Origin of the sequence: Virgibacillus salinus (assembly GCF_900102415.1) — a bacterium.
Lineage (GTDB): Bacteria > Bacillota > Bacilli > Bacillales > Amphibacillaceae > Lentibacillus > Lentibacillus subterraneus.
This window is the reverse complement of record NZ_FNKD01000002.1, coordinates 728091-742293: the sequence shown is the minus strand read 5'-3', so window position 1 is coordinate 742293 and position 14203 is coordinate 728091. Positions and strand designations below refer to the sequence as shown.

General features: G+C 36.9%; 15 protein-coding genes. All 15 read left to right on the top strand.

Features of this window, described 5'->3' with window-relative positions; all coding sequences use genetic code 11:
- Positions 1-296 precede the first annotated feature (296 nt).
- The 15 genes from rpsP (at position 297) to topA (ending at position 13661) form a co-directional block, all read left to right on the top strand.
- Positions 297-569, top strand: a complete 273-nt coding sequence (gene rpsP / locus BLS02_RS10590) for a 30S ribosomal protein S16 (RefSeq protein WP_092492974.1) — start codon at positions 297-299, stop codon at positions 567-569.
- A gap of 14 nt (positions 570-583) precedes the next feature.
- Positions 584-811 (top strand): KH domain-containing protein, encoded by a 228-nt coding sequence (locus BLS02_RS10585; protein ID WP_092492973.1) that lies wholly within the window; start codon positions 584-586, stop codon positions 809-811.
- 84 nt (positions 812-895) lie between these two features.
- On the top strand, positions 896-1285 hold the full coding sequence (locus tag BLS02_RS10580) for a YlqD family protein (RefSeq protein ID WP_092492972.1): 390 nt from the start codon (positions 896-898) through the stop codon (positions 1283-1285).
- An 11-nt stretch (positions 1286-1296) separates the two neighbouring features.
- The gene (gene rimM, locus BLS02_RS10575; RefSeq protein WP_092492971.1) at positions 1297-1812 is read left to right on the top strand and encodes a ribosome maturation factor RimM; all 516 of its coding nucleotides are present in this window, start codon (positions 1297-1299) and stop codon (positions 1810-1812) included.
- Complete coding sequence (gene trmD, locus BLS02_RS10570; protein WP_092492970.1) at positions 1812-2543, top strand: tRNA (guanosine(37)-N1)-methyltransferase TrmD; 732 nt, start codon at positions 1812-1814, stop codon at positions 2541-2543. The genes rimM and trmD overlap by 1 nt, the downstream gene beginning before the upstream one ends.
- A 135-nt stretch (positions 2544-2678) precedes the next feature.
- Positions 2679-3023 carry a 50S ribosomal protein L19 gene (rplS, locus tag BLS02_RS10565; RefSeq protein WP_092492969.1) on the top strand — a complete coding sequence of 115 codons (345 nt, stop codon included), beginning with the start codon at positions 2679-2681 and terminating at the stop codon, positions 3021-3023.
- A 145-nt stretch (positions 3024-3168) separates the two neighbouring features.
- Complete coding sequence (gene lepB / locus BLS02_RS10560) at positions 3169-3729, top strand: signal peptidase I (RefSeq protein WP_092492968.1); 561 nt, start codon at positions 3169-3171, stop codon at positions 3727-3729.
- A 12-nt stretch (positions 3730-3741) separates the two neighbouring features.
- Complete coding sequence (gene ylqF, locus BLS02_RS10555; RefSeq protein WP_092492967.1) at positions 3742-4590, top strand: ribosome biogenesis GTPase YlqF; 849 nt, start codon at positions 3742-3744, stop codon at positions 4588-4590.
- A gap of 81 nt (positions 4591-4671) precedes the next feature.
- Entirely contained in the window at positions 4672-5442 is a 771-nt protein-coding gene (locus BLS02_RS10550) for a ribonuclease HII (RefSeq protein WP_092492966.1), read from the top strand.
- A gap of 573 nt (positions 5443-6015) precedes the next feature.
- The gene (locus BLS02_RS10545) at positions 6016-7800 is read left to right on the top strand and encodes a hypothetical protein (protein ID WP_092492965.1); all 1785 of its coding nucleotides are present in this window, start codon (positions 6016-6018) and stop codon (positions 7798-7800) included.
- Positions 7797-8078, top strand: coding sequence for an EscU/YscU/HrcU family type III secretion system export apparatus switch protein (locus BLS02_RS10540; RefSeq protein WP_092493241.1), 282 nt, complete (start codon positions 7797-7799; stop codon positions 8076-8078). The genes BLS02_RS10545 and BLS02_RS10540 overlap by 4 nt, the downstream gene beginning before the upstream one ends.
- A 294-nt stretch (positions 8079-8372) precedes the next feature.
- Positions 8373-9533: an ADP-forming succinate--CoA ligase subunit beta gene (sucC, locus tag BLS02_RS10535; protein WP_092492964.1), complete on the top strand. Its 1161-nt coding sequence runs from the start codon at positions 8373-8375 to the stop codon at positions 9531-9533.
- 66 nt (positions 9534-9599) lie between these two features.
- A complete protein-coding gene (sucD, locus tag BLS02_RS10530) occupies positions 9600-10502 on the top strand; it encodes a succinate--CoA ligase subunit alpha (protein WP_092492963.1) in 903 nt (300 codons plus the stop codon).
- A 68-nt stretch (positions 10503-10570) separates the two neighbouring features.
- A complete protein-coding gene (gene dprA / locus BLS02_RS10525; RefSeq protein WP_092492962.1) occupies positions 10571-11464 on the top strand; it encodes a DNA-processing protein DprA in 894 nt (297 codons plus the stop codon).
- Positions 11465-11582: 118 nt separating this feature from the next.
- Positions 11583-13661: a type I DNA topoisomerase gene (gene topA, locus BLS02_RS10520; RefSeq protein WP_092492961.1), complete on the top strand. Its 2079-nt coding sequence runs from the start codon at positions 11583-11585 to the stop codon at positions 13659-13661.
- The last annotated feature ends 542 nt before the right edge of the window (positions 13662-14203 follow it).

Genomic DNA, 14203 nt, shown 5'->3' with positions numbered 1-14203 from the left:
CGTAGACACGGGGAGGGAAGTCCACTAGGTGCTAGGCGCTGGAGCTGGACGAGGCTGAATCGGGAGTTCAGTTATCCATAGCACTTAAATTTTATAGTTTCCTAAACAAGAACAAAGGCGCAAGCGCCAGCCCAACGCAGGCGGATTGACGTTGCCGCGCGAAGTGGGGGTTTTAGTCTATCTTCCTTTAAGATTCAATATCTTTCTATCATGTAATGGAAAAACACTTTACAGACTTTGAACTTTCTGTTAGAATCTAAAATTGTGTAAAACATATTTATTGGAGGTGCAATAACATGGCAGTTAAAATTCGTTTAAAACGTATGGGATCTAAAAGAAATCCATTTTATCGTTTAGTTGTAGCAGATTCACGTTCTCCACGCGATGGTCGCTTAATCGAGCAAATTGGAACATACAATCCTGTAGTTAATCCAGTTGAAGTTAAAATAGATGAAGAAAAAGCATTGGATTGGATGACTAAAGGTGCAAAACCAAGTGATACAGTTCGTAACCTTTTCTCAAAAGAAGGCATCATGAAAAAATTCCACGACCAGAAAAATCAAAAGTAAAGTAGTGTGATATCATGAAAGCCCTAATCGAATCAATTGTTACACCATTAGTTGATCAACCAGAGGACATTGTTGTAACAGAAACAGAAGAGGATGCAAAGATTGTTTACCATCTTTCTGTAAATCAAAACGATGTTGGTAAGGTTATTGGCAAAAATGGACGTATCGCAAAGGCAATTCGAACCGTTGTTTATGCAGCGAAATCGGATGCAAATAAACGTATTTATTTGGATATTATGTAAAGGGAGAGGGGATACCTTTCCCTTTTTCCACATCTAATTCATTATTTTCTGTACCAAGACTGTTTAGGAGAGCGAGGAACAGTAGTGCAAATAATAAAGAAGGTTCTCATAAAGCAAGTTATTACCGATAAAAGTAAAGCAAAATTGCACAAAAATTTTTATAATCATAAAATGCGACTTGAACAAGAGTGTCAACAGCTCCTGTTTGAACAACGTAAATTACAAAATAAAACAGGCGTATCAAAACAAGAACTTTCTCAGCGATTTCAGCAGGAAGTTAAAAATCGCAAGGAAAAGATTAAATTGCTTGATTTTAAGATCGAACAGTTGGATATGCTGGAAATAGGCAGTGAAATTACGGAAAAAGAAGTTGAATCTCTTGTTGAAGTGAAAGTTGGATCGCATTGGAATGAGATTATGGAAGAAACAGCGATTGTTATTGAAGATGACATCGTTATTCGAATTGATGAGTAGCAGGTGAAATTATGACTGAAAAGATGTTTAATGTCGGTAAAATAATAAACACACATGGTATAAGAGGCGAAGTAAAAGTACTTCGTATCAGTGATTTTGATGAACGGTTTGAAGTTGGAGGAACATTATTTTTAGTGAAAGAAAACGAAGCTCCTATTGAATTGGAAATAAATTCACATCGTGTACATAAGGGGTTTGATCTTCTTCAATTTAAAGGAATCGACAACATTAGCGATGTTGAGCATTATAAAGGTGCATTTTTGAAAATAACGGAAGGTCAATTAACCGACCTGGAAGAAGATGAATACTATTACCACGAAATTATTGGCTGTGATGTTTATTTGCTTAGTGGTGAAAAAATCGGAGTAATTAAAGAAATTTTGTCACCGGGAGCAAATGATGTATGGGTTATGAAACAAGAAAAGGGGAAAGACGTCCTCATTCCCTATATTGAAGAAATTGTCAAACAGGTCGATGTGGCAGCTAATAAAGTGATTATTGAACCAATGGAAGGACTGCTGGACTAATGCATATTGATGTATTGACCTTATTTCCTGAAATGTTGTCCGGAGTTTTTAATTCTTCGATTCTTAAAAAAGCATATGAAAAAGATAAATTTAGCTATAACCTAATAAACTTTCGTGATTATAGCCAAGACAAACATTATAAAGTCGATGACTACCCATATGGTGGAGGAGCAGGTATGGTGTTAACTCCACAACCTGTATTTGATGCTGTTGAAGCAGTTGTTAAGGAAAGGCCAACAAAGCCACGAATTGTACTTATGTGTCCACAGGGTGAACCTTATAATCAGAAAAAAGCCGAGGAGCTAGCAAAAGAAGAGCATCTTGTATTTATTTGTGGTCATTATGAGGGGTACGATGAACGGATCAGAGAACAGCTCGTCACCGATGAAATTTCCATAGGTGATTATGTGCTTACCGGTGGAGAACTTGGCGCTATGGTTGTTATCGACAGTGTTGTTCGCTTATTACCTGATGTGCTAGGTAATAAAGAATCTGCACCTGAAGATTCTTTTTCAACTGGATTATTGGAACATCCACATTACACTCGTCCAGCTAACTTTCGAGGTATGAAAGTTCCAGATATTCTGTTGTCTGGTGACCATGCTAAAATAGAAGCATGGCGCAGGAAAGAATCATTGAAACGGACATATGAAAGACGACGTGAATTAATTGATAAACACTCTTTATCCGATGAAGACACTAAAATATGGAATGAATTTAATAATAAATAGAAAAATATAGTTGAACTCATTATATCAATATGGTATATTTACTGTTGTGCTTAAGTAGGATACTTAAGTCGTATAAACGGTGTTCCGCTGTCCCTTAGCGAGATATGAGCATTGGTTTGGAAGGAGTGAAGTAGGATGCAACAATTAATTGCAGACATTACAAAAGAGCAACTTCGCACTGATCATCCTGAGTTTCGCCCAGGAGACACTGTTAAAGTACACGTTAAAGTTGTCGAAGGAACACGTGAACGTATTCAGGTTTTCGAAGGTGTTGTAATTAAACGCCAAAACGGTGGAATCAGTGAAACATTTACAGTAAGAAAAATTTCTTACGGTGTTGGTGTTGAACGTACATTCCCAGTACATTCACCTCGCGTTGCGAAAATTGAAGTTTCTCGTCGTGGTATTGTTCGACGTGCAAAACTATACTATCTACGTAATTTACGTGGTAAAGCAGCACGTATTAAAGAACGCAGATAATAGTCAACATTATTGGAAAGGAGCTTGGCCCATGTGTGCAAGCTCCTTTTTACTTTAAATACAAGTACTAATTTTAATGTTAAATGATATAATAAAGGTAATAAATAATACTATAATACATATAGCTGTTGTCGGAGGGGAATATATGGCTAAACAGAAAAGTGAATGGTTTGACTGGATAAAGGCTTTACTAATTGCTTTTGCATTAGCCTTTATTGTCCGAACGTTCTTTTTTGCCCCAATTGTTGTAGATGGTCCATCCATGATGCCTACATTGCATGATCGGGACCAAATGATTGTTAATAAATTTTTATATGATATAGATGAGCCAAAACGGTTTGATATAGTTGTTTTCCATGCTTCAGACCAAAAGGATTTCATAAAACGGATTATCGGATTACCTGGTGAACACGTTGCTGTTGACGATGATGTATTGTATATCAATGGAGAAGAGGTCAAGGAACCATTTCTGACAGCACAAAAACAAAATAGAATGTCTACTAATTCTTTAACAAGTGAATTTAAGCTTGAAGAGCTTCCCGGTGAATATAAACAGATTCCTGAAGATCATGTGCTTGTGTTAGGGGATAATCGTAACAACTCAACAGATAGCCGTATGTTAGGTCTAATACCCATGGATCAAATTGTTGGAAAAACAAGTTTAATATACTGGCCATTTGACAGAATGCAGACTATAAGTAAATAAGGTGATAAAACAATGACTATACAATGGTTCCCAGGGCATATGGCAAAAGCAAGACGTGAAGTCGAAGAGAAATTAAAGTTAGTTGATTTCGTAATGGAGCTAGTTGATGCCAGAGCCCCATTATCTTCACAAAACCCAATGCTGCAACAAGTCTTACAAAACAAGCCTAAAATGATTGTTCTGATGAAAAGAGATTTAGCAGATAATCGTGAAACGGATAGATGGATCTCTTATTTTAAAGAACAAAACGTGTATGCGATAGCAATTAACGTGAATGATAAGGCTGACTTGAAACGAGTAATCCAATTAGGTAAAGAGCTAGGTCAAGAAAAAATGGAAAAACTAAGAAAAAAAGGTATTCAGCCACGGCCGGCCCGGGCAATGATAATCGGTATTCCAAATGTAGGTAAGTCTACTTTAATTAATCGTCTCGCAAATAAAAAGATTGCAAAAACTGGTGACAAGCCAGGTGTAACAAAGCACCAGCTATGGATTAAAGTAAAAAAAGACTTTGAGTTACTTGATACACCGGGAATTTTGTGGCCTAAATTTGAAGATGAAATAGTTGGCTATCGATTAGCAGCTATTGGTACGATTAAGGATCAACTCCTATCGTTGCAGGATATAGTAGCATTCGTTATTAAATATATGCAAGAGCATTACCCCAAACAGCTTGAAGAGCGCTATACAATTGAACCTGATATGGAAGATATGTGGGAGATATTTGTATCTATTGGAAAACAGCGTGGTGCATTGGAAAGTGGCGGAAACGTAAATTTTGAAAAAGTATCGGATTTGGTAATACGTGATCTGAGGACCGGTAAACTTGGCGACATCACACTTGAAACACCTGAAAGTTAAGTGGCATACATCTATTGATGATGTCACTTTTCACTTTTTCAGGGAAACAGCCGATATAAAGAAATAGAAAAAGGTGATTAAATGGAACATAAATCGATTGCTATGATAAAAAAGCTATTTGAAACTGAAAAGGTTGATGAATCATTTGTAAATGATTTGAAAAAGGACGAGCGAAAAGGAGTTCAGAAACTCATTAAACAGTATGAACGCCAAAAACTAAGAGAACAGAAAATAAAACAGAACTTTGTGCAAATGTCCCGGTATGAGAAAAACTGCTATGCGAATGGCTGCCAGTATATAGCTGGTGTTGATGAAGCTGGTCGCGGACCACTTGCGGGCCCTGTTGTAGCCGCTTCCGTTATTTTACCGAGGGAATTTGAATTGCTTGGATTAAACGATTCCAAACAGCTGAATGAGTCCACAATAAACAAGTTCTTTAGTATTTTAAAGAATCAGGCGGTTAGTTATGGAATATCCATTATAAGCAGCCAAAAAATCGACCAGGTCAATATCTACGAAGCTACAAAACTTGCAATGTATGATGCTATAAACCAATTGAATCCAAAACCGGATCATGTATTACTTGATGCCGTATCACTTGAAAATTTACCATGTACCTCTGAACCCATTATAAAGGGTGATCAAGAAAGCATAACTATTGCTGCTGCAAGTATTTTGGCAAAGGTTACTCGTGATAATTTAATGAAGGATTTACATAAGAATTACCCTGTCTATGAATTCAAATCTAATATGGGGTACGGCACGAAGCATCATATGGAGATGTTAACAGAACACGGCATATCTCCCTATCATCGAAAGTCGTATGCACCTGTAAGAAATGCTATTAACTAATAACCGTTATCTAAAAGATTGTTGCATTATCAAAATAACGAAATCATAGCGCAGTTGATATAAACTGCGACATAGATTCGATTAATATCATTTAGTGAGGCTCACTAACCGCGAAGTTGGAATATACTCGCTTTCACCACTCCGGGTACAAAGGCGACATCTGTTCAAGTTTATGCTTTCACAGTTTCTTCCCTAGCCGTGGGCTCACCACGAGCCTCCAACGCATAGGACGTGCCAGTGCAGACGTTGCCACAGGACGAGGCGTACTTAGTACTTAGTCTGCCTCGCTCGCAAAGAACGCTCCCTGTGGGGGCTCTTAGGATCGCTGTCGCACAGGAGTCTCGCATATTCCAACTGCTGGTTTAGATGGTCTAAAATCTTGTTTATATCATCACAATATGCATTTATTTTTTTGAATAATTGAGCAAAACCCAGCGGAATGTACTTCCGAAGCGATGACGAATCACTCTGCTATTTTGCCATGTTACTTCACAGTTTATATCAACTGCGACGGTTAAAGACCTGTATGTTTTACGAAATGCGCTTAATTGATTGATGGAGGGGGGGCTTTCTATGAGTATTCAACATTTATCAGGACAGCGAATAACTTCATCTCAGGTTTCTAATTCCACACAAACCTTAAGACCAGGGCAAATTGTTCAAGGAAAAATTGTTAAATTATTCCCGGATAATAAAGCACAAATTCAGCTTGGAACACAAAAAATGATCGCTCAATTAGAAGCCTCTTTGGCTGTTGGTGGAAAGTATCATTTTCAAGTTCAAGCATCAGATAATGTTATTCATTTAAAAGTAATTGGAGAACAATTAAAAAATCAGTCTAATACAAATATGGTGAGTCTAATACGGCAACTTGGTCTTAAACCCACTAAGACTAATGTTGCACTTATGCAGTCTTTAATCAGTGAAAAGATACCGTTTTCAAAAGAGCAAATACAAAAGGCATTCCAGCAGTTGGATGGCGCACAAAATAAATATAATACCCAGCAAATAGTGAAAGAAATGATTTCGGCAAGATTGCCAATAACAGACTCGGTTTATCAAGCATTGGCTGCAACAAACAAGACTGGAATGACAGACCAAATGAAGTCATTGTTGCAGCGGTTAAGACAAGATCCTAATCAAACTCAGCTCCATCAGAATTTAATTAATCGAATCAGTCAAATGACTGAACGACCTAATCAGGTAGTAAGGCAAATAATAAGTCAAGCTGCCACTAATAACCAACAACTCTTTAATGTGTTAAAAAGCTCTGGAGCTGTAGATGCAAATGTTGAGTTTTCTGCTTGGAAGTCAGAATGGGCAGCTTTTTCAAGACAAAATAATCTTGCTTCAGGTAACCATGCAATATTACCATTTCAGTTAAGCAATACTAAAGCAATTAGATTGCTAGAACAAATGAGTGGTAATAGTACTAATATAAGGGCCACATCAAAGGCAATTGTTCAAACTTGGGGACTTTCTGTTGAAACTGCCACTGCAAACAATACAACATTGCCAGGGCAGGAATTTGCCCAGCTGAAACAGCAGATAAGCAAGTCTTTAATGCCTATTATCTCAGGTACTCAGCAGCAACAACTAACAAAGCTCATAGAGAATAATCCAGCACAAATGCGTCAACTTCTTACTGTATTACAAACGATGGCAAGCAGCGATACTTACACAAACATAGAGCGTACTTTAACAACGATGAAACTAGGTGAATCGTTTCTTAATTCTTCTCCAAAGGAACAATTTTTAGGTCAATTACAACAAGTATTGCGATTTACTGGACTGAACTATGAGAATCAGCTTGCAAATAATATGGGACAACAGCAAACAGCTACAATTAAATCGATGCTTATGCAAATCCTGCAGCAATCGGAGGGGACTGTTCAGGATCGTTCACAACAATTATTGAACTTTATAAATGGAATGCAAATACAGTCGGTAAATGACACAACCAATTTTCTTCAAGCAAGCTTACAGATTCCGGCTGAAAAATTAGATTTACCTAATGATATGCAACTAGATTTCGAGGGGAAAAAGTCTGAGAACGGGAAAATAAACCCTGATTTTTGTCGAATAATATTTTATTTGGAACTAGCACATCTAAAGGAAACCATTATTGACATGAATATTCAAAAACGTGCTGTAGCTATAACCATATATAATGATCAAGGTGAAATCGCTGATTACTCTACTTCCCTTAAACCAATGTTGAAAGTAGGACTGGAGTCATTAAATTATAAGCTTTCAACTATTACTATTAAACCAATTCATGAAAACAATCACACAGATAATGATAAGCTCAAAACAGCGTATCAGAATTCCTATCAGGGAGTGGATTATTGGGTATGACTGAAAAAAGAAATAAAGCCGCAGCATTAAGGTATGACCAGGATCATGAGCATGCACCAAAAGTAACTGCAACTGGAAAAGGACTCATAGCAGAAAGTATTATAGAAAAAGCCAAGGAAAATAATGTTCCTGTTCAGGAAGATTCCTCATTAGTTGAGCTTTTGGCAGAACTTAACATAAATGAAACTATTCCTGAAGAATTGTATCAAGCAGTTGCTGAAGTGTTCGCATTTGTCTACAAAACAGACCAAAATGTAGCAAATTCTAACAAAAATTAGCTAAATACTTATCTTATAATTACAATCGTTTGCCGACCATAAATAGTGTCATATATTTTAATAAAATATTATGACACTTTTTTCGATCGATATTCGATTATAATAATGAAAGGTAGTTTGTGCCCGTGAAAAAAGTTGATATCCTATATAACTGCAACTACCTGCAATGCTGAGCACTCTCGGTACATCTCAGATCAGTTTCTGTCAATTTTGTCTAATAATCACTTATTGTTGTGAAATTTGTTGTTTTTTTATACAATAGGAATGCAGTGAATTTTGATGGGAGGATGAAAGATGAACATTCATGAGTATCAAGGCAAAGATATTTTGCGAAGCTATGGTGTAAATGTTCCAAATGGACATGTTGCATATACGGTAGACGAAGCAGTTGAAGCTGCGGAAAAACTCGATAGTTCCGTAAAAGTAGTTAAAGCACAAATCCACGCAGGTGGTCGGGGTAAAGCTGGCGGCGTGAAAATTGCGAAAAACTTGGATGAAGTGCGTACATACGCAAATGAAATTTTAGGAAAAACATTAGTTACACACCAAACTGGTCCAGAAGGTAAGGAAGTCAAGCGTCTTCTTATCGAGGAAGGCTGTGATATTCAAAAAGAATATTATGTTGGACTAGTAATGGATCGTGCTACTTCTCGTGTTGTTATGATGGCATCAGAAGAAGGCGGTACAGAAATTGAGGAAGTTGCTGCAGAAACACCGGAGAAAATTTTCAAGGAAATTATTGATCCAGTAGTGGGACTTTCAGGTTACCAAGCTCGGAGACTAGCATTTAATATAAATATTCCAGATGAATTAATTGGTAAGGCAGCGAAGTTTATGATGAGTCTTTATACTGCATTTGTAGACAAAGATTGCTCTATCGCTGAAATTAATCCGCTTGTTACAACTGGTGATGGACAGGTTCTTGCATTAGATTCCAAATTAAACTTTGATGATAATGCAATGTTTCGTCAAAAAGACATCCTTGAGTTACGTGATTTGGATGAGGAAGATGAGAAGGAAATTGATGCATCCAAATATGATCTAAGTTATGTATCATTAGATGGTAACATTGGTTGTATGGTTAATGGTGCAGGGCTTGCTATGTCTACTATGGATATCATTAAACATTACGGCGGCGACCCCGCTAACTTCCTTGACGTTGGGGGCGGTGCAACAGCTGAAAAGGTTACGGAAGCATTTAAAATCATTTTGTCCGATTCCAATGTAAAAGGTATTTTTGTTAACATTTTTGGCGGTATTATGAAGTGTGATGTTATTGCTGAAGGTGTTGTAGAAGCGACTAAACAAGTAGGATTAGAAATGCCGCTTGTAGTACGTTTGGAAGGAACTAACGTTAAGTTAGGTAAGCAGATACTCGACGAATCTGGTTTAAACATTACGTCAGCAGGATCAATGGCTGATGGCGCCGAAAAAATTGTCTCTATGGTAAAGTAGGTTCAATAGAAGAGGCAACTGTATTAGAAAAAATGATCGTATTTTGTGCAGAAAGGACGGACGAAAATGAGTGTATATGTAAATAAAGATACTAAAGTAATTGTCCAAGGTATTACTGGTGGTACAGCAAAATTTCATACAAAACAAATGCTTGAATATGGTACAAAAATCGTTGGCGGTGTGACACCGAAAAAAGGCGGTACAGAAGTAGAAGGGGTTCCTGTATTTAATACAGTACAGGATGCAGTTGAAGAAACAGGAGCTACTGCTTCTGTCATTTATGTGCCTGCACCATTTGCTGCAGATGCAATCCTGGAAGCGGTAGATGCTGATTTAGACCTTGCTATCTGTATTACGGAGCATATTCCTGTTATGGATATGGTCAAAGTAAAAAGGTATATGGAAGGCAAAAAGACACGCCTTGTAGGTCCTAACTGCCCAGGTGTTATTACACCAGAAGAATGTAAAATTGGTATTATGCCAGGATACATTCATAAGAAAGGACATATCGGTGTTGTTTCACGTTCTGGAACATTAACTTATGAAGCAGTGCATCAATTATCAGAAAATGGATATGGACAATCTTCTGCTGTCGGTATTGGTGGAGATCCTGTTAATGGTACTGATTTCATTGATGTATTAAAAGCATTTAATGATGATCCAGATACAGAAGCAGTAATTATGATTGGTGAAATCGGCGGAACTGCGGAAGAAGAAGCTGCTGAGTGGGTGAAAGCTAATATGACAAAGCCAGTAGTAGGCTTTATTGGTGGCGCTACAGCACCTCCAGGAAAGCGTATGGGTCATGCTGGGGCGATTATCTCTGGTGGTAAAGGTACAGCAGATGAGAAGATACGTGTCATGAACGATTGTGGTATTAAAGTTGCTGAGACACCAGCAGTAATGGGTGAAACCATGATTAGCGTATTAAAAGAAAAAAATCTTCAAGACAAATGTAAAACACATTAATTAAATGTTTGGAACCCTGAGGTGAAATTGCTTCTGGGTTCCTCCTATATAAATAAGGAAGTGATCTATTGGAATTAGTTCGAAAACGATTAATTCATTTGCACCGCTGTCGTGGTATTACGCGTAAAACCATCCGAAATTTCTTCCGCTATGACCCTACATTAAAAAGCATCTACACACTTACTTCAACGCAATTTACCCAATTTTTTTCATTACCCCATAAAAATGCAGTTTTATTTCATTCAGACCTTCGTAGCCAGGAATTAAAGAACCAGCTTAAAAGTGACTTAAAATCATATAAAGTGATAACAGTAGTTGACGGAAACTATCCTTTTGTGTTAAAAACTATTAAAGACGCGCCACTGGTACTATATGCCATTGGTGATACAGATTTATTGCACCAAAATCCAATTCTGAGTGTAATTGGGACACGAAAACCATCCAGGGAAGCCAAATTAAAAATGGAGAAATATGTTCTGCCATTAATTCAGAGAAACTGGGTCATTGTTAGTGGTATGGCTACAGGGATTGATAGTTTTGCACATCAGATGGCCTTGCAAAATAATGGAAAGACAATTGCAGTCCTGGGTAGTGGATTTAACCACATATATCCTAAAGAAAATACAGTTCTTTTTAAACAAATTGCTAAATACGGCTTGTTACTTTCTGAGTATACTCCTAATTCACCACCAGAGCGATTTTACTTTCCAGAAAGAAATCGGATAATAAGTGGCTTAAGTTTCGGTACATTAGTAATAGAGGCTACCAATAAGAGTGGTACCTTAATTACAGTTGACCAGGCTTTAGACCAAGGCAGAGAGGTATATGCTGTTCCTGGATCCCCGTTATTGGAACAAACTAAGGGGTGTCATAAAATGATTCAGGATGGTGCGAAATTAGTACTAGACCCTGGTGATATTCTAGAAGATTGGGATAGAATAATGCCGAATTGGGTTATTTGAAAGCATTGTTCTAGAGTATTATATTTTATATCATGTTTGACAAATGTATGGTAACTATTTAATATTAGTGAAGATTTCCAATTTATTTAATAATAACCTCATTTTGGGAGGAAAATAAATGTCAGATTACCTCGTGATCGTCGAATCGCCTGCAAAAGCGAAAACGATCGAACGTTATTTAGGAAAGAAATATAAAGTAAAAGCATCCATGGGACATGTAAGGGATTTACCAAAAAGTCAAATGGGTGTAGATATAGAAGATCAATTTAAGCCAAAGTATATAACGATTCGTGGTAAAGGCGATGTTTTAAAAGAATTGAAAACTGCAGCTAAGAAAGCAAAGAAAGTTTATCTTGCAGCCGACCCCGACAGAGAAGGGGAAGCAATTGCCTGGCATTTAGCACATAGTTTAAATGTTGATGAAAATTCACAATGTCGTGTTGTTTTTAATGAAATAACAAAAGATGCTATAAAGGAATCGTTTAAACATCCTCGTACGATCAATAATGATTTGGTTGATGCTCAACAAGCAAGACGGATTCTTGATCGTCTTGTTGGTTATAACATAAGCCCTTTGTTATGGAAGAAGGTTAAAAAAGGTTTAAGTGCCGGTCGAGTACAATCGGTAGCAGTAAAAATGATTATTGACCGAGAGAGGGAAATAGAGAACTTCAAACCTGAGGAATATTGGTCTATCGAGGCTAGTTTCCTCAAAGATAAAGAAGTTTTCGAAGGATCATTTTATGGAGTTGACAACAAGAAGAAGGAATTGAAAACAGAACAGGATGTAAAATCCATTATCGAAAAAATGGATGATAAAAAATTCTCGGTTGAAAAAGTAAATAAACGTGAGCGGAAACGAAATCCAGCTAAGCCTTTTACAACATCTTCATTACAACAAGAAGCTGCGCGAAAGCTTAACTTCCGTGCTAAGAAAACAATGATGGTTGCACAGCAGTTATATGAAGGTATTGATTTAGGAAAAAAATCTGGAGGAATAACAGGTTTAATTACTTATATGCGTACAGACTCAACTCGAATTTCTGATACCGCCAAACAAGAGGCTAAAGGATATATAGAAGAACAGTATGGTAAGGAGTTTCTAGGCAACACAAGTAAGGGTAAGAAACAAGAGGGTGCCCAGGATGCCCATGAGGCAGTTAGACCCACATCGGCTATACGTGATCCAAAAACAATGAAACCCGTTTTGTCTAGAGATCAGTATCGTCTGTACAAGTTGATCTGGGAACGCTTTCTTGCAAGTCAAATGGCACCTGCTATTATGGACACTATGACTGTTCACCTACTAAACAATGGAGTTGAGTTTCGAGCAACTGGATCCAAAGTTAAATTTAAAGGGTTTATGAAAGTATATGTAGAAGGTACAGATGATAATAAGAAGGACGAAAACAAGTTTTTGCCTGACTTAAAGGAAGGTATGGTTGTTGATGCAACAGAGGTTACACCAAACCAGCATTTCACACAGCCGCCACCAAGATATACGGAAGCAAGACTTGTTCGAACAATGGAAGAGCAAGGTATTGGCCGACCATCCACATTTGCACCTACATTGGACACAATTCAGCGTCGCGGGTATGTAAGTATTGATAATAAACGCTTTATTCCAACTGAACTAGGTGGAATTGTAATAGATATCCTAGAAGAATTCTTCCCAGAAATAATCGATGTAGATTTTACTGTGAAAATGGAAGGGGATCTTGATTCCATTGAAGAAGGAAAAACAGAATGGGTTCAAATACTCGATACATTTTATTCAGATTTTCATAAGCGACTGGAAAAAGCAGAACAGGAAATGGAAAAGATAGAAATAAGAGATGAACCTGCTGGCATTGACTGTGAAAAATGCGGACATGAAATGGTATACAAGATGGGGAGATATGGTAAGTTTTTAGCTTGTTCGAACTTCCCAGAGTGTCGGAACACAAAACCGATTTTAAAAGAAATTGGTGTGAAATGTCCTAAGTGTGAAGAAGGAAATGTGGTTGAACGTAAGTCAAAGAAAAAGAGAACTTTTTACGGATGTGATCGTTTTCCTGATTGTGACTTTGTTTCATGGGATAAACCAATTTCAAGACCATGTCCAAAATGCGAATCATTACTTGTTGAAAAGAAAAATAAAAAAGAAACTCGAATACAATGTGTGAATTGTGATTATAAAGAAAGTATACAAAATTAACTGCTCGTTCTAACGAGTAGTTTTTTTTGCAGTTAAGCAAGTATAACTACTTACTTACTGCATAATATTTAGGTTTTTAACTTACTAAATAGGGGAAGGATGAATAAACAGGGAGGTTATTAACAAAAAGGAACAAAAAACTAACTTTGTGGCTGTTGATACAGAACATATACGCGAAGTTTCAGTTCCTGATAACAGCATTGAATATGAAATCATGGCCAGCCGTGATGAAGTTAAAGCAGCAATAATTTATTGAAAAAATAAGGATGGTCGAAAAGCAACGGAATATTTAAGAAAACCATTTGATGAGTGGGGAGCTGACGATGAACGAAGAAGTTATGATGATCATCTGATTAAAATTTATCGTCGTTTATATGAATTAGGTACGACTGATACGAAAAATAAAATAAATCAATTAGGACTGTTTTGGGTGTAGAAGTAATATGGCATTAAGTCATGCACTCCAAATTTCTAAGAAAACAAAAAATCTTTCAAAAAATATTGATTTAACAATTAGTCAAGTTTTTTAAATAATTCAATTC